Genomic DNA, 18191 nt, shown 5'->3' on the forward strand with positions numbered 1-18191 from the left:
CGGCCGTCGGTATCCCGACGCCCGGATTGTCAGGCCCGTCCCGTCCGGACAGGCCCTCGGTACATCGATGAAGGTAAAGCATTCCGGGGCATCCGCCACCGGGAAATGTGCCGAAATTTCCGGCACATGGGCGCAGGTGACGCTCAGACGTCCTTCGAGACCTGCGTGAATTCCAGCTCGACCGGGGTTTCCCGGCCGAAGATCGACACCGAGACGCGCAGGCGCTGGTTGTCCTCGTCCACGCCTTCGACCATGCCGTCGAAGCCCTCGAACGGGCCGTCATTGACCTTGACCTTCTCGCCCACCTCGAAGTGGATCAGCGTGCGCGGCGTCTCCTCGCCCTCCTGCACGCGGCCCAGGATCGCCTCGACCTCGGCATCGCGCATCGGCATCGGCCGGCCCTGCGGGCCGAGAAACCCCGTGACGCGGTTGATCGAGTTCACGAGGTGATAGCCCCGGTCGGACATCTCCATGTGCACCAGCACGTAGCCGGGCATGAAGCGCCGCTCGGTCGTGACCTTCTTGCCGCGGCGGACCTCGATCACCTCTTCGGTCGGCACCAGGACCTCGTCGATCTGGTCCTCGAGCCCCTGTTCCTCGACCGCTGTCCGGATCTGCTCGGCGATCTTCTTCTCGAAATTCGAGAGGACGCTCACCGAATACCACCGCTTTGCCATCTGGCCTTACCCTTGTTCTTCTGGTTCCGGACGACAGCACACCGCCCCAAATGAAAACCGGCGTGCAATACGACTCATTGCACGCCCGTTCCTCGAAGTGACGCGCCTGTTACACGCGCCGTCCACAGGATTCAAGGGGCGTGCGCGACGCCCGCCCGATCAGCTGAACAGGCCCAGAAGCCCGGTCACGCCGCTGCGGATCAGCAGATCGACCAGCGCGAAGAAGATCGCGGTCAGCGTGGCCATGATGAACACCATGATGGTGGTCAGCAGAACCTCGCGCCGTGTCGGCCAGACGATCTTGGCCACTTCGGCGCGGACCTGCTGGATGAACTGGAGCGGATTTGTCGTAGCCATGCCGAAAGCACATCCTCTTGCGCGGTTTGGGCTGATTTACGCGCCCGGTTCGCGGAATACAAGCCCGGGGCGGATCGCGGCGCCCGTTCACGTCCGCGTCAGCCCTGCGCGCGGCATCGTGAAGCTGACGCGGCGTTGAGGACCGGTTTCCGCGGGAACCCGTCACAGGCTGTGCGCGTTTGCGCGCGTGCTTCTTAGTTGGGCCACCAAGCTGCTGAAATAGGTGAACTTTTTCGCGGAACCCTTTCGCGGGCCGGGTGTTGGTCTGCCACATCCGGCGCCGCGATGACAGCGGGGCCGACGAATTGGAAGCTGATCAAGGAGATCATGACATGAAACGCCTGTTTGCCACCACCGCCCTTGCCGCCACCATCGCCACCGCATCGGTCGCCGCGACGGAAGGCCAGCTGAACGAGATCCAGACCTACCTGCCCAATGCCGATGTCGAGCTGCTGACCGACGAGCAGGTGACCATGCTGATCACCATCGCCAATGGTGGCGAAAACCGCGGCGACAAGATCGAGCGCATGGAAGCCGTGATCGAGGGCACCCCGGCCGAGGGCGACTACGAGCCGGTGGCCAGCGTTGACGTCGACACGATCGAGGCCCCCGCCCCGCTGACCGACGCCGAATATGCCGAGCTGAAGGTCTATGATCCGGACTTCACCGGCGCCGGCTACACCGAGGCCGAGCTGGAATCGCTGGCCGCCGCACTGGCCGCCGGTGACCGCGAGAAGATCGAGAGCCTTCTCCTCGCCGCCAAGTAACCGCATTGCTGCGGACTGTTCGACGGGTCGCCCCTTGGGCGGCCCGTTTTTCATGTCACGCTAAAACAGATAGCCATAGGCCAGCACCCAGCCCGACAGCAGCAGCCCCGAGAGCAGCACGAACAGCCCGTTCCAGCGCATGCCCACGTAAAGCGCCGAGTGCCCGGCATAGCGCCCGACCAGCAGGTTCGTCGCCGTGAAGGGCGAACTGGCCCCCGCCAGCGCCCAGCCGGCGGTCAGCGCGATCACCTTGGCCACCGGGGTGATGCCCAGCGCCTCGGGCGTGGGAAGCAGCGGCGCGATCAGCGTCACGCCAAGGATCGGGTTCATGCCCAGCTGCCCCATGGCCGGGATCACCCAGACCAGCGCCACGAGGATGACCCAGGGCGGCAGCGCGTTCAGGTCGAACCCCATCGAGACCAGCCAGGGCGCCAGCAGCGCCGCGCCCACCGTGCCGATATAGCCCGCCATCATCAGCAGCACGAGTTCGCCCCGGAAGGCGGGCAGCTCCTCCCACAAGTAGCGGCGCAGGCTCGCCAGCACCGCCCAGCCGGGGCCCGATCCGCGGTTCTGGAGATACAGCCAGACGATGGCCATCAGCGGCACCACCACGCAGACCACGCCCACGATACGCACGCCGGTCAGCCCGTTCAGCCCCAGCACGCTGATCATCAGGATCGCCAGTAGCACCAGCAGCGGCGTCATGCTGGCCCAGCTGCCCTCGGGCGTCATGCGCGGCGGGCGCGGGCCGCTCAGCTTCGGCTTGAGCACCGTGTCCAGCGCCCAGCCCGTGCCCGCCAGCAGCACGCAGGTCACCAGCGAGGGCAGCACGATCTGCGCCCAGGAGGTGCCCGGCACCACCGCCGTGCTGATCGCCACGGCAAAGGACAGCGGCGACCATGGCAGGGTCGAGACGAGACCGCGCTCGATCGCCAGCAGCATCCGCTTGATGCGGATCGCGCGGATCTCGGGATCGGGTTCGCGCTCGGCGCTGGTCAGGGCCAGCGTGCTCAGCAGTTGCAGGGCGCCGTAGTTCAGCAGCAGCGTAAAGCCCTGCCCGCCCACGGTCAGCGCAAGGTAGCGCCGCCCCGGCGGCTGCGAGGCGAGGAACCGGCCCGCCCGGCGCATCGCCTCGGACCCCTCGGCCACGGTCTTGAGGATCGTCAGCGCGGTGAAGAAGGCGGCGATGAAGCCGGCGGTGGTCAGCCCCGCGCGCGCCGGGCCCGTCCAGTCCTCGCCGCCCAGCACCAGCAGCAGGGTCAGCCCGGCGCCGAGCACAAGATAGGCCAGCCGCGACCACGCGATGCGCCCCGCAAACAGCGCCAGGATCAGCAGCGGCAGCGCCTCGCGCAGCCCGGTACGCGGCGCGCCCCATTCCTCGGCGATCACCACCAGCGTCACCAGCAGAAGCACGCTGCCCGTCAAGCGGTCGACAAGGGAGGAACGGGACATCCGGGGCAGCCTTTCTGCTCGGGCGGGCCGGTGCGCGGCCCAGCCCTCTGCCCGTCTGTTAGATCAATCCCGCGCCAAGGGGAATGTGCAGGGGCGTGCGGCTCAGCCCCGGTCGCCTACCGCCTCGCGCCAGTGCCGGCGGCAGAGGCTGACATAGGTCTCGTTGCCGCCGATCTGCACCTGTGCCCCGTCGCGCAGCACCTCGCCATCGGGGCCCTGCCGGATCACCATCGTGGCTTTGCGCCCGCAATGGCAGATCGTGCGCACCTCGCGCATCTCGTCGGCCAGCGCCAGCAGCGCCGCCGAGCCGGGGAACAGCTCGCCCCGAAAATCCACCCGCAGCCCGTAGGCCATGACCGGCACGCCCAGATCGTCGACCACCCGGGCCAGCTGCCAGACCTGCGCGCGGGTCAGGAACTGCGCCTCGTCGACGAAGATGCAGGCCACCGCGCCCTGCGCCAGCCGCGCCTCGCAGCGGGCAAAGAGGTCATCCTCGGGGCCGAAGGTCTCGGCCGGGCGCGACAGGCCGATGCGCGAGCCGATCGTGCAGGGCCCGGCCCGCGTGTCGACACCGGCGGTCAGCAGGTAGGTCTGCATGCCGCGCTCGTTGTAGTTGTGCGCGGCCTGCAACAGCAGCGTCGACTTGCCCGCGTTCATGGTGGAATACTGGAAATGCAGCTTGGCCATGCATCGCTCTTGCCGCAAGCGCCGGGGCCGCGCAAGACGGTTGGCGCGCGCCGCCCTCCTGGGGCAAGCCCCGGGGGTCGCGGAGGACGGCGCGCGCCGGTCAAGGGGCCCCGATGCGGGTGACGCGCACCGCCCGGCGCCGCGAAGGCGCGCATCGGGACCCGGGCACCGGGCCGGGCCCCGGTGCACTGGTGACCCCGTCCCGTGCGGGACAGGCTGATTTGTCAATGACATTCCCGGAGGAGAGCGCTAATGGGAAAGGACTTTCGGACTTCCCCGCAGGCGGGGCGCTGCAGCACGAGGCATGGATGTCGGTACTGGGACGCTACTTGAAGAAGCACATCGAGGCGCTGGTCAAGGATGTCGGCATCGAAGCGGCCTGCGAGCTGACCGGCAAGTCCAAGGCGACGCTGGGGCGCTACTACTCGGACTATCCCGAACATGCCGACCGCTTCATGCCGGTCGACGCGGTGGCCGCGCTGGAAGAGGCGGCCAGTTATCCGCATGTCACCTCGGCGCTGGCCGAGTTGAAGGGCATCACGCTGAATTTCGACCAGACGCGGCGCAACTCGCCCCGGCAGGGCGGCATCAATGCCGACGTGATCGCGCTGTCGCAGCGCTTTGCCATGCTGATGGCCGAGTACAACCAGTCGATCGAGGATGGCGTGATCTCGGCCAACGAGGCCAAGCGCCTTCTGAAGGAGACGCTGGCCATCCAGAAGGTGCTGATCGACATGAAGCTGCATCTCGAAGATGAGACGACCTGATCGCCACCCTGTCGCGCGCGTCGGCACGCGGGGGCGCCAGGGCACCTGATGCCAGACGGGCCCGCCGCCTGATCCTGCACCTCGGGCATGGCAAGACCGGCTCGACCTCGATCCAGCGGGCGCTGCGCGCCTCGCCCGGCCTGCTGTCCGCACAGGGCATCCTGTTTCCCGATCCCGGCCGGCACGACAATCACCAGTTGCTCTTCCCGCATCTGCACGATGCGCTGCCCGACGACCCGGTGCAGATGGCCAGCCTGGCCGACAGTGCCGTGGCGGCGCGGCGCCAGGCCGAGCGGCTTCATGACGACCTGCGGGCGCGCATCGCGGCCGAGCGGCCCGACACGGTGGTGCTGAGCTGCGAGAACCAGTTCCGCGCCTTCGATGCCACCGCCATGGCGCGGCTGTGCCAGACCTGCGCCACGCTAGCCGAGACGGTCGAGGTGGCGGTCTACCTGCGCGCGCCCGCCCCCTTCTTCCTGTCCAACGTGCAGCAGGACGTGAAGAAACGCCCCGAGTTCCGCTGGATCTCGCCCAGCCGCGTGCGCGACGTGCTGGAGCCCTTCGTGACCCATGGCCCCGGCCCGGTCACCGCGCGGCGCTTTGCCCGCGACGCGCTGGTCGGTGGCGACGCGGTGACCGATTTCGTCACGACTTGGCTGCCCGGCCTCGACCCCGCCGCGCTGAGCCGCGGTGCAGCGGAAGAGAACAGCTCGGTCTCGGCCGAGGCGATGGCGCTGCTGCAAGAGATGTTTCGCGGCCAGCGCCCCCTGCCGGGCCGCTATGCCCGCGATCTCAAGGGGTTACGCAAGCGGATCGTGGCGCTGGACGCGCAGTTGCCGGGGCAGACGCGCCCAGTCTTGTTCGACGCGGTGCGCGACTGTGTCGAGGCGCGGGTGGCCGATCTCGACTGGACGGACGAGGTGCTGGGCGTGCGCTTCCCCGAGATGGGTGCCCCCGCCCTGTCACGCTCCGAGGCCGAGACCCTCTATGCCGGGCTGCATGACGTGGCCGATATCTGCACGGTCGATGCCGCGCGCAAGGAAGCGCTGTGGCAGGCGGCTTGCGACGAGGCCCGCCCCTTGGCGCGGCTGGCCCGTCGGCTGGGGTTGCGCTGAGCGTTACCCCGCGACCGGCACGCCCCAGAGATCGTACTCGCTGGCCTCGTCCACCTCGACCGTCAGGATCTGACCCGGACGCAGCTCCGCCCCGCCCTCATCGATGAAGAGATTGCCGTCGATCTCGGGCGCATCGGCCATGGTGCGGCAGGTGGCGACACCCTCGGCATCGACCTCGTCCACGATGACCGGCAGGCGGCGGCCGACCTTGGCAGCCAGCTTCGCCTCGGAAATCGCCTGCGCCTTGTCCATGAACCGCTCCCATCGCTCCTGCTTGAGCTCGGGCGCCACGTGATCGGGCAGCGCGTTGGATCGCGCGCCGGCGACGTTTTCGTACTGGAAGCAGCCCACGCGATCGAGCTGCGCCTCGTCCAGCCAGTCCAGCAGGGTCTGGAACTCGGCCTCGGTCTCGCCGGGATAGCCCACGATGAAGGTCGAACGCAGCGTGATGTCGGGGCAATCGGCGCGCCAGGCGGCGATCTCGTCCAGCGTGCGCTATGCCGCGGCGGGGCGCGCCATGCGGCGCAGCGTGTCGGGATGGGCGTGCTGGAAGGGAATGTCGAGATAGGGCAGGATCCTGCCCTCGGCCATCAGCGGCACGACCTCGCGCACATGCGGATAGGGATAAACATAGTGCAGCCGCACCCAGACGCCGAGCTGACCCAACTCGCGCGTCAGGTCGAGGAAGGGGAACTTCGCCTCGCGATCCTTCCAGTCGGTGCCATAGGCCGAGGTGTCCTGGCTGATGACCAGCAATTCCTGCACGCCCGCCTCGACCAGCTTCTCGGCCTCGCGCAGCACCGCCCGCTGCGGGCGACTGACCAGCCGGCCGCGCATGTCGGGGATGATGCAGAACTTGCACTTGTGATTGCAGCCCTCGGAAATCTTGAGATAGCTGTAATGCCGGGGTGTCAGGCTGACCCCGCTGGCCGGCAGCAGGTCGATGAACGGGTCGGGCGCGGGCGGCACCGCGCCATGCACCGCGTCCAGCACCTGTTCGTATTGATGCGGCCCGGTCACGGCCAGCACCTTGGGATGCACGCCGGTGATGTAGTCCGGCTCGGCGCCGAGGCAGCCCGTCACGATCACGCGCCCGTTCTCGGACAGCGCCTCGCCGATCGCGTCGAGGCTTTCGGCCTTGGCACTGTCGAGAAAGCCGCAGGTGTTCACGATCACCGCATCCGCCCCGGCATAATCGGGCGAGATGCCATAGCCTTCGGCGCGCAGCCGGGTCAGGATACGCTCGCTGTCGACCAGCGCCTTGGGACAGCCGAGGCTGACCATGCCGATGGTGGGCTGGCCGGCGCGGCGGTCATCACCGATCCGGGCGCGGGCAAGGTCGGGGCGAAGGTCGGGAGGATTCTGCATGGCCGCTCCATAGCCAATCGCGCGGCCGGACGGAAGCGCCCGTGCACCCGGCGCGACAGCGCGCACCGGGCCCGGTCAGCGGATCATTGCCGCGGCGCTGATCTGGCGCCGCCCCGGGTCAGCGGCGCCGGTCGCGGCGCAGTTCAGCGGCGCCGGTCGCGGCGCGAGGACATGGGTTGGAAGGCCACGCCCACATGCGCCTCGCAATAGGGCTTGCCCTGCTGCACCGGCAGGCCGCAGAACCAGAAATCCGAGGTTGCCGGGTCGCCCACGGGCCATTTGCAGGTCCGCTCGGTCAGCTCCATCAGGGTGAGCTTCTTGGCCTTCTTTTCCACTTCGCTCACTTTCGCCAGCGCTTCGGGGCTGATCTCGTTGGTGGAGGGTTGCGGCGGCAGGGGCTGGCCGGCCGGGATGATCTGCTTGCGCGCCGGGCTGACCGCGGGGGTCGCGGCCGCGGGCGCCTCGGCCGCGGGGGCCGGCTCGGGCTTGGGCTCGGCGCGCGTCTCGGGCTCGGCCGGCTTGGGCTGGGCGGCGGGCCTCGACGGCTTGGCCTTGGCGGCCTCGGGCTTGGGCTTGACGGGTTCGGCCGGGGCCGGCGCCGCGCCCGCGCGGTTCGACAGGCCCAGCCGATGCACCTTGCCGATCACGGCGTTGCGCGTCACGCCGCCCAGTTCCTTGGCGATCTGGCTGGCCGACTGGCCGTCCGACCACATCTTCTTCAGCAGTTCGACGCGTTCATCGGTCCAGGACATGGTCTCTCCACGGAAAAAAGCGGCCGCGGGGCCCGGGCCGCCTGACGTTTCTTGAGTGCCCCCTATTCTAATCATCGCCACGCGAGTTACAAGGCGGCCCAGACCGAAGGAGGCTTCATGTCCGACACCCAGAACTTTGCGCCCGGCGCGCGGCGCTTCGGCCGCGTCAACTGGCTGGGCCTGCAGACCCTGGCCCAGCGCGAGATCCTGCGCTTTGCCAATGTCTGGACCCAGACCCTGCTGGCGCCGCTCGTCACCGCGGGGCTGTTCCTGCTGATCTTCACCATCGCCATCGGGCCACGGCGCGGCGACGTGATGGGCGTGCCCTTCACCACCTTCATCGCGCCTGGCATCCTGATGATGACGGTGATCCAGAACGCCTTTGCCAATACCTCGAGCTCGATCATGATCTCGAAGACGCAAGGCAACATCGTCGACACGCTGATGCCGCCGCTCTCCGCCGGAGAGCTGGTGCTGGGCTATCTCGCCGGCGGCGTGGCGCGCGGGCTGGTCGTGGCCGTGGCCATCGGCATCGCGCTGGTCGCCGTGCTGGGCATCGTGCCGGCCCATCCGCTGGGCGCGCTGGCCTTCGTCCTGCTGGGCGGCGCCTTCCTGTCGGCGCTGGGGATCCTCGCAGGGATCTACGCGCAGAAGTTCGACCAGATGGCGGCGATCACCAATTTCATCGTCACGCCGCTGGCCTTCCTGTCGGGTACCTTCTACTCGGTCGAGGCGCTGCCGTCGGGGCTCTACCAGGTGACCCATCTCAACCCGGTCTTCTACCTGATCGACGGGGTGCGCTGGGGCGTGATCGGCGTGTCGGACAGCCCGCCGCTGCTGGGCTTCGCCGTGGCGCTGGCCGCCACCCTCGCCGCCTGCCTCGCCGCCTGGCACATGTTCCGCCGCGGCTACCGGCTGAAAAGCTGAAGCGGCGCGGGCATACGCGGCCGCGCGGCGCATGTGTGACGCCAACTGACAGCATCGTATCTGACAAGCGGGCCCCGGCGGGCCCGCCTTTTCGTGTCTGCGCCGCTTCCCCGCCCGCGCCCCTGCGGATAGGGTGCGGGCGAGCTGGAGGAGGAGAGCCCATGCCGTTGATCGCATTCGACCACGTAAACCTGAGGACGAGGCAGTTGCAGACCATGATCGACTGGTACGGGCGCGTGCTGGGCCTGTTGCCGGGACCGCGGCCGCCCTTCGGCTTTGGCGGGGCGTGGCTCTATCTTGGCGAGCAGCCTTACGTGCATCTCGTGGAGAAACCCGAGCAGAAACCCTCGGTCCCGGACAACACGATGGAGCATTTCGCCTTTCGCGCCAAGGACATGCCTGCGTTTCTTGAGACACTACAGGAAGAGGGCGTCGCGCACAGCATCGACCCCTTGCCGGGCTTTCCCATCGTGCAGGTCAATTTCCGCGACCCCGACGGCAACCACATCCACGTGGATTTCGACAAGGCCGAGCATACGGGCTGAGGCGCGTCAGGCCAGCCCCTCGGTGCCGTATTTCAACAGGACGGGCACGATCAGGTCTTCCTCGTCCTCGAGATGGCGCAGCAGCAGCGTCTCGAAACCCGACACCTCGGCATGAAAGCGGCCCGGCTCGTCCCGGCCCTGCAGCACGGCATTGGCCGCGCCGGTAAAGCGCTCGAGCAGCGCGTCCATGGCGTGGTGGTCGCGGTCGAGGATCTCGAAGCCGCGCGACAGGCGCGGGTCGCGCTGCCCGAGCACCGGGAAATAGTGCATGTCCTCGATCTGGTGATGGCCATGCAGCTGCTGCACCAGCATCGCGCCGTAGCGTGACAGCCGGGCCTGCATCTGCGGCAGGTCCAGCCGGCCATCCACCGCGGCCTCGGCATCGGTGCGCAGGGTCTTGCCCAGCTTGCGGAACATAAGGTGCCGGTCGAGCCAGAAGGCGACCAGCCCGGCGAAATTGTCATGCCCGGGCCACGTGGCGCGCGGATGCTCGTGCAACAGCACCCGCAGCGCATCCGGCAGCCCGTCCCGGCGGTCAAGGTCAAGCGCATCATCCATGCGCCTGAATTGGCCGCGCGGGCGCCCCTGTCAACGCAGCACGTGCACAGCACAGGGCGCGTGACGCACAACCTGCGCCGCGGTCGAGCCCAAGAGCAGGTCCTGCATGCCCGGCCGGTGCGAGGCGATGACGATCAGGTCGACGGAATTGTCCGCCGCCCAGTCGAGGATGGTGCGGCCCGAATGCCCGTCCACGACCAGCGCGACCGAGCCCGGCAGTTGCGCGGCAAGATCCTGCAGATGCGTCTCGATCGCGTTGCGGGCCTTGGCGATGTAGTCGCCGGGCAGGTAGCTCGAGACATAGCCGGGCACCTGCTCGATCACGTGCAGCAGGGTGATCCGCGCGCCGGTGCCGGCCAGGGTCTCGGCCACGGACATGGCCGCGCGGGCCTTGGTGTCGCTGTTCTCGTCGAAGGCGACGGGGACTAGGATGTTCTGGTACATGGGTGGCTCCTCCTCCCCTCCACTGTGCCGGGTGGCGGGCCGTGCCACATTGATACAAATCATGCCGGCATGGCGACGCGGGAACACCACAGATTCTTCACATTTGCCGCGTAGCCAGAGGCACGGCTGACAGAAGGCGCCGATCCGATCCGCCGGGGGCAAGAATGCCCGGTGGCGGCAGATTTGACGGGCCGGGATGGGGTGCGCGAACGCCCCTGCCCCGGGCCGGCGACATCCCCGATGTCGCGACGTCGCAAGGAGACCGCCGATGCGTTACCTGATCGCCGAAACCAGCTGGGCCACGATGGAATTGGCACAGGACCTGTCCGGGACCGGCCCGCTGGTCACCCGCACCGACCGCCCCGAGGACCTGCAGCATTTCCTGCGGCTGGGCGGGCTCGACCTTGTCGTGCTGGATGCCGCGCAGCTGGGCCGCGACGGGGTCAGCCTGCCGGCCCTGCGCCATGGCGCGCCGAGCGTGCCGGTGGCGCTGGTCGCCGCTTCGACCGACCCGCGTCAGGTCTCGCACTGGCTGGAGGCCGGGGCCGACATGGTCATCACCCCGGACATGCCGCTGGCCGAGGTGTCCGCCCGGCTGCTGGCGCTGGCCCGCCGCGCGCATGGCCGCGGAACCGAGACGCTGCGCTATGGCGCCCTGCAGATCGACCTGCGCCGGCGCCGCGTGACGCTGCGCGAGACCCCGGTCAAGCTCAGCCCCAAGGTCTACGAGATCCTCGAATACCTGTCGCTGCGGCCGGGCCGGCTGGTCACCCGGTCCGAGCTGCTGGGCCATGTCTATGGTTACGAGAACGAGCCCGACAGCCGCGTCTTCGATGTCTACATGTGCAACCTGCGCGCCTGCCTCACCACCGCCGAGGGCGTCGATATCGAGACGGTGCGCGGCGCGGGCTTCCGCTTTTCCGTGCGCGGCGGCGATGCGGCGCTGGCCGCCTGAGCGGTCTCAGCCTTTCGGGAAAGTGGTCACCACGTCGTAGAGCACCGGCTCGAAGGTGCGGCACAGCGCGCTGATACGGCGGTTGCGCTCGCGCATCTCGTCCGAGCGCAGCATCGCCTGGAAATCCTCGCGCCGCTCCCATTGCGAGTAATTGGCGATGCGCGTCTGCGCGTCGTTCACATGCAGCCCGGCAGCGATGAAGCCGGGCTGTTTCGAGATGAACTCGGCATAGGCGGCGTTGAGCGCGTCGATCAGGTCCTGGCAGGTGCCGGGGCTGGTCTCGAACGTTGTGATCACGGTCTGAAGATCGCTGTCGCTGGAAATCCTCGGCATGGCCGCCCTCCCCTGTCGCGCAACCCCGCGCGAAATATGCCTGATTTCTCTCATCCTGACACGATTCTGCCACGCGACGGAAGCCGCCGCGCGCCTGCCGGCGCACCGGGATTTCCTTGACAGAAAGGGGGGCTGCGGGGCAAAACCGGAACATCGACAGACGAAGAACCGGACCACGGTCGCCCATTTCGAGCAGCACAGGACAGTCATGAGCAGCATTCAGCGAATCGAGGAGTCGCTCCGCGAAACCATCATGTCCCGACCGGACATGATCCTGGACGACAAGGACCTCATGCATGCCCTGATCGCCGCGAACGAGCGGGCCATGGGCGGCAACATCATCGACCTGCGCGGCATCGCGATGGAACGGCTGGAGGCGCGGCTCGACCGGCTCGAGGACACGCATCGCTCGGTCATTGCGGCCGCCTACGAGAACCTTGCCGGCACCAACCAGATCCACCGCGCCGTGCTGCGCATGCTGGACCCGGTGGAGTTCGAAGTCTTCCTGCGTGACCTTGGCGGCGAGGTGGCGCAGATCCTGCGGGTCGATGTCATCAAGCTGGTGCTGGAATCGCAGCAGAACGACAATGAACCGGTGGTGAAACGGCTGGGCGACGTGCTGTCGGTGGCCGAGCCGGGTTTTGTCGAAAGCTATGTCTCCGAGGGGCGCGAGGCGCCGTCGCGGCAGGTGACCCTGCGCCAGATCCAGCAGGGCGACGGCCGCATCTACGGCGAGAAGGCCGAGTTCATCCGCTCGGAGGCCTGCCTGCGGCTGGATTTCGGCCCCGGCCGCCTGCCCGGCCTGCTGGTCATGGGTTCGGAAGACCCGCACCAGTTCACGCCGCTTCAGGGCACCGACCTGCTGGCCTTCTTCGCCGGCGTGTTCGAGCGCACCATGCGCCGCTGGCTGTCGTGACCGTCGCGCGAGCCCCGTCTCGCGCGACGTGCGGGCAAGGGTGTCTTTCCAAGGGAAAGATCACCAACCCGCCCCCTCACCCTGCCGGGCACCCCCTGTCGGCGCGAGCCCCGTCTCGCCCGACCACCAATGGCCGGCACGCATGAGCTTGGCTCTGTCCCCCGCCGCGCGCGACGCGCTGTCCGGCTGGCTGGCCTCGGCCAAGGCGCTCAAGGGGGCCTCGGACAACACGCTGACCGCCTACCGCGCGGATGTCACCGATTTCATCACCTTCCTGACCCTGCACCATGCCGAGCCCAACGGGCTGGCGCCGCTGGCGCGGGTGACGACCTCGGACATGCGGTCCTGGCTGGCGCATCTGCGCGGCCAGTCGATCGGGTCGCGCTCGATGGCGCGCAAGCTGTCGGCGGTCAAGAGCTTCTACCGCTGGCTGGCCGAGCGCGAGGGGTTCGAGCCGACCGCCGTGCTCTCGGCCCGCGCGCCCAAGTTCCAGAAACGCCTGCCCCGCCCGCTGAGCGAGGATGCCGCCGCCGCCATGATCGACACGGTAGAGCTGCAATCCGCCGACAGTTGGCAGGGCGCGCGCGATGCCGCGGTGATCACCCTGCTATACGGTTGCGGGCTGCGGATCTCGGAGGCGCTTGGCCTGACCGGGCGCGACCTGCCGTTGGGCGAGACACTGCGCATCACCGGCAAGGGCGGCAAGGAGCGGATCGTGCCCGTGCTGCCCGTGGCCCGGCAGGCGGTGGACACCTACCTGCGGCTCTGCCCCTACCCGCCCGAACCCGATGCGGCGCTGTTCCGCGGTGCGCGCGGCGGCAAGCTGAACCCGCGGCTGGTGCAGAAGGTGACCGAGCGCGCGCGGATGCAGCTGGGCCTGCCGGCCACCGCCACGCCCCATGCCATGCGACACAGCTTTGCCACGCATCTTCTGTCGGCCGGGGGCGATCTGCGCACGATCCAGGAGCTGCTGGGCCATGCGTCCCTGTCCACCACGCAGGCCTATACCTCGGTCGACGAAGTGCAGCTGATGCGCGTCTACGAGGCGACCCACCCCAAGGCGCGCTGAGCACACGGCAAGTTCACAGCCGGCCCGTGCCGCTTCCATGCTATGCTTGATCCGTCGCCGGTCCGGCCGGGCGATGCATTTCAGCAAAGGAAGCGTTCATGACTTTCACGTCCATTGTGCCCGTCCCGTTGCGTTCCCTGTCCATTTTCACCGTGATCACCGCCGCCAGCCTCGCCCTTGCCGCCCCGTCCCTTGCCCAGGAATGGGTGCATGGCACGGGCTGGCAGATCTGGGACGATGCCACGGCCAATGACGCCTGCCCCTCGGTCTGCGGGCAGCGCAACATGAGCTATACCGGCTACTGGGAGGATGATGGCACCCAGAACTTTACCTCGTGGTGCTATTGCGACGCTGCCGCCCCGGCGCCGGACCCGGGGATGAGCCCGGCCATGGACACCGCGCAGGCGACGCCGCAGGGGGGCGGCGGGTTCCGCGACGCGGTGCTGGGCGCGCATAACACGCTGCGGGCCAATCATGGCGCACCGCAGATGGCCTGGTCGAGCGCGCTGGAACAGAGCGCGCAGAACTACGCCAACATGCTGCAGCAGAATGGCTGCGCCGGCGGCCACAGCCCCGCGACTCTGCGCAACGGCGCGGGCGAGAATCTCTATTCCACCGGCAACACCTCTCCCGGGTTCGATCCCGCGCGCGTCGGGCAGGCGGCGGTCGAATCGTGGTACTGGTGCGAGATCGGGCTCTACCCCTCGCCGCAGGCCGGGCATTACACGCAGGTGATCTGGCAGAACTCGACCCAGCTGGGCTGTGCGATGCTGCAATGCGATGCCGGCAGCCAGCAGGTCTGGCCGGGGCAGAATTATCACGTCGCCCGCGTGGTGTGTCAGTATGCGCCGGCTGGCAACATCACCAATGCCGGCCAGTACGAGCGGAACGTGCGCCACCGAACCGATCTGCAGAAGCCCGCGCATGTAAGCTGTTTCTGAGACCGGGCGGGCCGTGCCGCCGCGCGGCCCGCTTGCCTTTCCCACGGCGCCTTGCCAAGACTTGGGGCAGACCCGCCCCTGCCGTGGAGGAGACGCGATGAAACTGCTCAAGGCCGGCCCCTCGCCTTTTGTGCGCAAGGTGATGGTGACATTGCACGAAACCGGCCAGTTCGACGATGTCGAGCAGGTCGACGTGGTCGCCTCGCCCATGGCACCCGACGCCACGCTGACCGCCGCCAACCCGGTGGGCAAGATCCCCGCGCTGATGCGCGAGGACGGCCCGACGCTCTATGACAGCCGGGTGATCTGTCGATTCCTCGACGCGCGCGCCGGGGCCGGGCTCTATCCTGAAAGCCGGATCTGGGACACGCTGACGCTGGAGGCCACGGCCGACGGCATCATGGAAGCGGCGGTGCTGATCGTCTACGAGGAACGTTTCCGCCCGCCCGAGAAGGTGTCGATCGAGTGGATCGAGGGGCAATGGTCCAAGGTCTCGCGCGCGCTGGACGCGGTGAACACCCGCTGGATGAGCCACCTGCACGGGCGGCTGGACATGGGGCACATCGCCATCGCCTGCGCGCTGGGATATCTCGACTTCCGCCACGACGTGCGCAGCTGGCGCACCGGGCGCGACAGCCTGGCCACATGGTACACGCGATTCTGCGAGCGGCCCGCGATGCAGGCCACCGATCCGAACGCCTGATTGTCAGGAATCGGGAATGTCGGGATGGGGCAGCCCCATCCCGCAGCGTCAGAACTTCAGCGACAGGCCGACATTCAGCGCGTTGGTCTTGATGTCGGTCGACAGCGAGCCGCCGCCGTCAAGCTCGGCCTCGTTGCTGGAATAGGTGAACTGGTACTCGCCGAAGACCGAGAAGCGATCGTTCAGCGGATAGCTCACCCCGGCGGTCAGCCGCGCGGCCGGGCCGGTCAGCTGGAATTCGTAGGTGTCCGAGCCCGAGGCCGGGTGCTCGACATCCACATGCGGGACGGCGATCCCGATGCCGCCGCCGACATAAGGCGTGGCCGAGCCCCAATGCTCGGGCCAGCGGCGCATGACGTTGACGGTGATGATGTTCAGCCCGTCGGTGAACTCCATCGAGGAGAACCCCAGCGCATTGCGCTCGGCCTCGGGGGCGTAGACCTTGGTATGGGTGAACTCCAGCCCGAAACCCAGCGTCTCGGAACGCCACCAGGTGCCGCGCAGACCGTAATAGGGCGGCATCTCGCCCGAGCGGCCTTCCCAGCCGATCAGCGCATTGTAGCTGCCACCGCCGGGGTAATCGCCCGAGGCGCGGCTGTGCGGCGCGGTCTGCCAGCCGGTATAGACCGACACTTCCATCTCGGCCGCGGCGGGGGCCGCGACACCGGCGATCAGCGCCGTGGACAGAATCAGATGGCGCATATGCACACTCCTTGAACTCGCAGGACAAATAACCATTCGGTCCCGGCGGATTCAACCGCGACACTTCCGCGCTAAACCAGTAGTGAGGCTTTTGTGCGCTTTACGCCTCACCACCCCCCCGCTAAGTAACTTTCCGGAACGGTCGCAGGGGCCCTGCGGCCATGGTTTTGTTGCGGCCGATCTTCGGCCCCGAGCAATGGAGCGAACTTCGTGTCACATGCAGAAGACCACGACGACAACCGGAGGGACTTCCTCTATTACGCGGCGGCCGGCACTGCGGCCGTGGCCACCGGCGCGGCCGTCTGGCCGCTGGTCCACCAGATGAACCCGTCTGCCGACGTGCGGGCCCTGTCGACGATCCGCGTCGACGTGTCGGGCCTGTCCGAAGGCTCGCAGCTGACGGTGAAATGGCTGGGCAAGCCGGTCTTCATCCGCCGCCGCACCGCCGAGGAGATCGAGGCCGCCAATGGTGTCGAGATGTCCGAGCTGATCGACCCGCTGGCCCGCAACGCCAACCTGCAGGACGGCGCCGACGCGACCGATGCGAACCGCGCGCTGGACGAGACCGGCGAGTGGCTGGTGCAGATGGGCGTGTGCACGCATCTGGGCTGTGTCCCGATCGCCAATGCCGGCGATTACGCGCTGGACAGCGGCCAGGGCGGCTGGTTCTGCCCCTGCCACGGCTCGCACTATGACACCGCCGGCCGGATCCGGAAGGGACCCGCGCCCGAGAACCTCCCGGTGCCGCCGGCCGAGTTCATCGACGACGCCACGATCCTGCTGGGATAAGGATAAGGAAACGCGCAATGTCCGGAATTCCGCACGACCATTACGAACCCAAGTCGGGTGGCGAGAAGTGGCTGCACAAGCGGCTGCCGATCGTCGGCCTGCTCTACGACACGATCATGATCCCCACGCCCAAGAACCTCAACTGGATGTGGATCTGGGGGATCGTGCTGACCTTCTGCCTAGTGCTGCAGATCATCACCGGCATCGTGCTGGTGATGCATTACACGCCCGACACGAACCTCGCCTTCGCGTCGGTCGAGCACATCATGCGCAACGTGAATGGCGGCCACTTCATCCGCTACCTGCACATGAACGGCGCCTCGCTGTTCTTCATCGCGGTCTACGCACACATCTTCCGCAGCCTCTACTACGGGTCCTACAAGGCCCCGCGCGAGGTGACGTGGATCATCGGCATCCTGATCTACCTGCTGATGATGGGCACCGCCTTCATGGGCTACGTGCTGCCCTGGGGCCAGATGTCCTTCTGGGGCGCGACCGTGATCACCGGCCTGTTCGGCGCCATCCCGTTCATCGGTGAGCCGATCCAGACCTGGCTGCTGGGCGGACCGGCCGTGGACAATGCCACGCTGACCCGCTTCTTCTCGCTGCACTACCTGTTTCCGTTCATCATCGCGGGCCTGACCATGGTGCATATCTGGGCCTTCCACACCACGGGCAACAACAACCCGACCGGTGTCGAAGTGCGCCGCACCTCGAAGGCCGAAGCCGAGAAGGACACGGTTCCGTTCTGGCCCTACTACGTCATCAAGGACCTGTTCGCGCTGGCGGTGATCTTCGCGGTCTTCTTCGCCATCGTCGGCTTCATGCCGAACTACCTGGGTCACCCCGACAACTACATCGAGGCGAACCCGCTGGCGACGCCCGCGCATATCGTGCCGGAATGGTACTTCCTGCCGTTCTACGCGATCCTGCGCGCCTTCACCTCCGAGGTCTGGATCGTCCAGTTCTTCAGCTTCATCACCGGCGGCATCATCGATGCCAAGTTCTTCGGCGTGCTGGCCATGTTCGGCGCGATCGCGGTGATGGCGCTGGCACCCTGGCTCGACACCTCCTCGGTGCGCTCGGCCCGCTACCGTCCGCAGCTGAAGTGGTGGTTCTGGCTTCTGGTCATCGACTTCTTCGCGCTGATGTGGCTTGGCGCCATGCCCGCGGAAGAGCCCTATGCCACCTTCTCGCTGATCGCCTCGGCCTACTGGTTCGCGTATTTCCTCGTCATCCTGCCGCTTCTGGGCGTGATCGAGAAACCGCTGCCGGTGCCGGCCACGATCGAAGAGGATTTCGAGGCGCACAAGTCGGCCACCGGCGGCACCAAGACGCTGCCCGACGCCACGCCTGCGGAATAATGC

21 protein-coding genes and 1 pseudogene are annotated in these 18191 nt (G+C 67.7%); 12 read left to right on the plus strand and 10 right to left on the minus strand.

Annotated elements, in window-relative coordinates:
• Positions 1 to 143 precede the first annotated feature (143 nt).
• Both nusG and secE read right to left on the minus strand, forming a co-directional pair.
• The gene (nusG, locus tag AVJ23_RS02155) at positions 144 to 677 is read right to left on the minus strand and encodes a transcription termination/antitermination protein NusG (protein ID WP_058860496.1); all 534 of its coding nucleotides are present in this window, start codon (positions 675 to 677) and stop codon (positions 144 to 146) included.
• 159 nt (positions 678 to 836) lie between these two features.
• Entirely contained in the window at positions 837 to 1034 is a 198-nt protein-coding gene (secE, locus tag AVJ23_RS02160; protein WP_058860497.1) for a preprotein translocase subunit SecE, read from the minus strand.
• Between the two features lie 332 nt (positions 1035 to 1366).
• Between secE and AVJ23_RS02165 the strand changes: the two genes are divergently transcribed.
• Positions 1367 to 1801, plus strand: coding sequence for a hypothetical protein (locus tag AVJ23_RS02165; protein WP_058860498.1), 435 nt, complete (start codon positions 1367 to 1369; stop codon positions 1799 to 1801).
• Between the two features lie 60 nt (positions 1802 to 1861).
• Here AVJ23_RS02165 and AVJ23_RS02170 read toward each other — a convergent pair whose 3' ends face one another.
• Positions 1862 to 3253 (minus strand): hypothetical protein, encoded by a 1392-nt coding sequence (locus tag AVJ23_RS02170; protein WP_058860499.1) that lies wholly within the window; start codon positions 3251 to 3253, stop codon positions 1862 to 1864.
• 102 nt (positions 3254 to 3355) lie between these two features.
• Complete coding sequence (locus AVJ23_RS02175; protein ID WP_058860500.1) at positions 3356 to 3940, minus strand: thymidine kinase; 585 nt, start codon at positions 3938 to 3940, stop codon at positions 3356 to 3358.
• Between the two features lie 308 nt (positions 3941 to 4248).
• Here AVJ23_RS02175 and AVJ23_RS02180 point away from each other — a divergent pair, with 308 nt between their 5' ends.
• On the plus strand, positions 4249 to 4707 hold the full coding sequence (locus AVJ23_RS02180) for a hypothetical protein (protein ID WP_058860501.1): 459 nt from the start codon (positions 4249 to 4251) through the stop codon (positions 4705 to 4707).
• 197 nt (positions 4708 to 4904) lie between these two features.
• The gene (locus AVJ23_RS02185) at positions 4905 to 5822 is read left to right on the plus strand and encodes a hypothetical protein (RefSeq protein WP_058860502.1); all 918 of its coding nucleotides are present in this window, start codon (positions 4905 to 4907) and stop codon (positions 5820 to 5822) included.
• Positions 5823 to 5825: 3 nt separating this feature from the next.
• On the opposite strand, the pseudogene rimO reads toward AVJ23_RS02185, so the two are convergent.
• Together rimO and AVJ23_RS02195 are read right to left on the minus strand one after the other, a co-directional pair.
• Positions 5826 to 7190: pseudogene (gene rimO / locus AVJ23_RS02190) on the minus strand (30S ribosomal protein S12 methylthiotransferase RimO).
• Positions 7191 to 7333: 143 nt separating this feature from the next.
• On the minus strand, positions 7334 to 7942 hold the full coding sequence (locus AVJ23_RS02195) for a GcrA family cell cycle regulator (RefSeq protein WP_058860503.1): 609 nt from the start codon (positions 7940 to 7942) through the stop codon (positions 7334 to 7336).
• A 117-nt stretch (positions 7943 to 8059) separates the two neighbouring features.
• On the opposite strand from AVJ23_RS02195, the gene AVJ23_RS02200 reads away from it, so the two are divergent.
• Together AVJ23_RS02200 and AVJ23_RS02205 are read left to right on the plus strand one after the other, a co-directional pair.
• The gene (locus AVJ23_RS02200; protein WP_058860504.1) at positions 8060 to 8869 is read left to right on the plus strand and encodes an ABC transporter permease; all 810 of its coding nucleotides are present in this window, start codon (positions 8060 to 8062) and stop codon (positions 8867 to 8869) included.
• 161 nt (positions 8870 to 9030) lie between these two features.
• Complete coding sequence (locus AVJ23_RS02205) at positions 9031 to 9414, plus strand: VOC family protein (RefSeq protein WP_058860505.1); 384 nt, start codon at positions 9031 to 9033, stop codon at positions 9412 to 9414.
• Positions 9415 to 9420: 6 nt separating this feature from the next.
• On the opposite strand, the gene AVJ23_RS02210 is transcribed toward AVJ23_RS02205, so the two are convergent.
• Together AVJ23_RS02210 and AVJ23_RS02215 are read right to left on the minus strand one after the other, a co-directional pair.
• Positions 9421 to 9972, minus strand: a complete 552-nt coding sequence (locus AVJ23_RS02210) for a hemerythrin domain-containing protein (RefSeq protein ID WP_058860506.1) — start codon at positions 9970 to 9972, stop codon at positions 9421 to 9423.
• Positions 9973 to 10002: 30 nt separating this feature from the next.
• Positions 10003 to 10416, minus strand: coding sequence for a universal stress protein (locus AVJ23_RS02215; RefSeq protein WP_058860507.1), 414 nt, complete (start codon positions 10414 to 10416; stop codon positions 10003 to 10005).
• 268 nt (positions 10417 to 10684) lie between these two features.
• On the opposite strand from AVJ23_RS02215, the gene AVJ23_RS02220 reads away from it, so the two are divergent.
• Complete coding sequence (locus AVJ23_RS02220) at positions 10685 to 11371, plus strand: winged helix-turn-helix transcriptional regulator (protein ID WP_058860508.1); 687 nt, start codon at positions 10685 to 10687, stop codon at positions 11369 to 11371.
• 6 nt (positions 11372 to 11377) lie between these two features.
• Here AVJ23_RS02220 and AVJ23_RS02225 read toward each other — a convergent pair whose 3' ends face one another.
• Complete coding sequence (locus tag AVJ23_RS02225) at positions 11378 to 11704, minus strand: antibiotic biosynthesis monooxygenase family protein (RefSeq protein WP_058860509.1); 327 nt, start codon at positions 11702 to 11704, stop codon at positions 11378 to 11380.
• A gap of 208 nt (positions 11705 to 11912) precedes the next feature.
• Here AVJ23_RS02225 and AVJ23_RS02230 point away from each other — a divergent pair, with 208 nt between their 5' ends.
• From AVJ23_RS02230 to AVJ23_RS02245, 4 genes are all read left to right on the plus strand, one after another.
• On the plus strand, positions 11913 to 12620 hold the full coding sequence (locus AVJ23_RS02230; protein ID WP_058860510.1) for a DUF484 family protein: 708 nt from the start codon (positions 11913 to 11915) through the stop codon (positions 12618 to 12620).
• Positions 12621 to 12762: 142 nt separating this feature from the next.
• On the plus strand, positions 12763 to 13689 hold the full coding sequence (locus AVJ23_RS02235) for a tyrosine recombinase XerC (protein ID WP_058860511.1): 927 nt from the start codon (positions 12763 to 12765) through the stop codon (positions 13687 to 13689).
• Between the two features lie 98 nt (positions 13690 to 13787).
• Complete coding sequence (locus tag AVJ23_RS02240; protein ID WP_058860512.1) at positions 13788 to 14630, plus strand: CAP domain-containing protein; 843 nt, start codon at positions 13788 to 13790, stop codon at positions 14628 to 14630.
• A gap of 97 nt (positions 14631 to 14727) precedes the next feature.
• A complete protein-coding gene (locus AVJ23_RS02245) occupies positions 14728 to 15333 on the plus strand; it encodes a glutathione S-transferase (protein ID WP_058860513.1) in 606 nt (201 codons plus the stop codon).
• A gap of 48 nt (positions 15334 to 15381) precedes the next feature.
• Here AVJ23_RS02245 and AVJ23_RS02250 read toward each other — a convergent pair whose 3' ends face one another.
• On the minus strand, positions 15382 to 16035 hold the full coding sequence (locus AVJ23_RS02250; RefSeq protein ID WP_058860514.1) for an outer membrane protein: 654 nt from the start codon (positions 16033 to 16035) through the stop codon (positions 15382 to 15384).
• 210 nt (positions 16036 to 16245) lie between these two features.
• Here AVJ23_RS02250 and petA point away from each other — a divergent pair, with 210 nt between their 5' ends.
• Both petA and petB read left to right on the plus strand, forming a co-directional pair.
• Complete coding sequence (gene petA / locus AVJ23_RS02255; protein WP_058860515.1) at positions 16246 to 16824, plus strand: ubiquinol-cytochrome c reductase iron-sulfur subunit; 579 nt, start codon at positions 16246 to 16248, stop codon at positions 16822 to 16824.
• A 17-nt stretch (positions 16825 to 16841) separates the two neighbouring features.
• Positions 16842 to 18188 carry a cytochrome b gene (gene petB, locus AVJ23_RS02260; protein WP_058860516.1) on the plus strand — a complete coding sequence of 449 codons (1347 nt, stop codon included), beginning with the start codon at positions 16842 to 16844 and terminating at the stop codon, positions 18186 to 18188.
• The last annotated feature ends 3 nt before the right edge of the window (positions 18189 to 18191 follow it).

Origin of the sequence: Pseudoponticoccus marisrubri (assembly GCF_001482405.1) — a bacterium.
Taxonomy (GTDB): domain Bacteria; phylum Pseudomonadota; class Alphaproteobacteria; order Rhodobacterales; family Rhodobacteraceae; genus Pseudoponticoccus; species Pseudoponticoccus marisrubri.

What these genes read in the sequence shown, in the direction of transcription:
- nusG (WP_058860496.1), bottom strand. Translation starts at nt 677, where the DNA reads ATGGCAAAGCGGTGGTATTCGGTGAGCGTCCTCTCGAATTTCGAGAAG.
- secE (WP_058860497.1), bottom strand. Translation starts at nt 1,034, where the DNA reads ATGGCTACGACAAATCCGCTCCAGTTCATCCAGCAGGTCCGCGCCGAA.
- AVJ23_RS02165 (WP_058860498.1), top strand. Translation starts at nt 1,367, where the DNA reads ATGAAACGCCTGTTTGCCACCACCGCCCTTGCCGCCACCATCGCCACC.
- AVJ23_RS02170 (WP_058860499.1), bottom strand. Translation starts at nt 3,253, where the DNA reads ATGTCCCGTTCCTCCCTTGTCGACCGCTTGACGGGCAGCGTGCTTCTG.
- AVJ23_RS02175 (WP_058860500.1), bottom strand. Translation starts at nt 3,940, where the DNA reads ATGGCCAAGCTGCATTTCCAGTATTCCACCATGAACGCGGGCAAGTCG.
- AVJ23_RS02180 (WP_058860501.1), top strand. Translation starts at nt 4,249, where the DNA reads ATGTCGGTACTGGGACGCTACTTGAAGAAGCACATCGAGGCGCTGGTC.
- AVJ23_RS02195 (WP_058860503.1), bottom strand. Translation starts at nt 7,942, where the DNA reads ATGTCCTGGACCGATGAACGCGTCGAACTGCTGAAGAAGATGTGGTCG.
- AVJ23_RS02200 (WP_058860504.1), top strand. Translation starts at nt 8,060, where the DNA reads ATGTCCGACACCCAGAACTTTGCGCCCGGCGCGCGGCGCTTCGGCCGC.
- AVJ23_RS02205 (WP_058860505.1), top strand. Translation starts at nt 9,031, where the DNA reads ATGCCGTTGATCGCATTCGACCACGTAAACCTGAGGACGAGGCAGTTG.
- AVJ23_RS02210 (WP_058860506.1), bottom strand. Translation starts at nt 9,972, where the DNA reads ATGGATGATGCGCTTGACCTTGACCGCCGGGACGGGCTGCCGGATGCG.
- AVJ23_RS02215 (WP_058860507.1), bottom strand. Translation starts at nt 10,416, where the DNA reads ATGTACCAGAACATCCTAGTCCCCGTCGCCTTCGACGAGAACAGCGAC.
- AVJ23_RS02220 (WP_058860508.1), top strand. Translation starts at nt 10,685, where the DNA reads ATGCGTTACCTGATCGCCGAAACCAGCTGGGCCACGATGGAATTGGCA.
- AVJ23_RS02225 (WP_058860509.1), bottom strand. Translation starts at nt 11,704, where the DNA reads ATGCCGAGGATTTCCAGCGACAGCGATCTTCAGACCGTGATCACAACG.
- AVJ23_RS02230 (WP_058860510.1), top strand. Translation starts at nt 11,913, where the DNA reads ATGAGCAGCATTCAGCGAATCGAGGAGTCGCTCCGCGAAACCATCATG.
- AVJ23_RS02235 (WP_058860511.1), top strand. Translation starts at nt 12,763, where the DNA reads ATGAGCTTGGCTCTGTCCCCCGCCGCGCGCGACGCGCTGTCCGGCTGG.
- AVJ23_RS02240 (WP_058860512.1), top strand. Translation starts at nt 13,788, where the DNA reads ATGACTTTCACGTCCATTGTGCCCGTCCCGTTGCGTTCCCTGTCCATT.
- AVJ23_RS02245 (WP_058860513.1), top strand. Translation starts at nt 14,728, where the DNA reads ATGAAACTGCTCAAGGCCGGCCCCTCGCCTTTTGTGCGCAAGGTGATG.
- AVJ23_RS02250 (WP_058860514.1), bottom strand. Translation starts at nt 16,035, where the DNA reads ATGCGCCATCTGATTCTGTCCACGGCGCTGATCGCCGGTGTCGCGGCC.
- petB (WP_058860516.1), top strand. Translation starts at nt 16,842, where the DNA reads ATGTCCGGAATTCCGCACGACCATTACGAACCCAAGTCGGGTGGCGAG.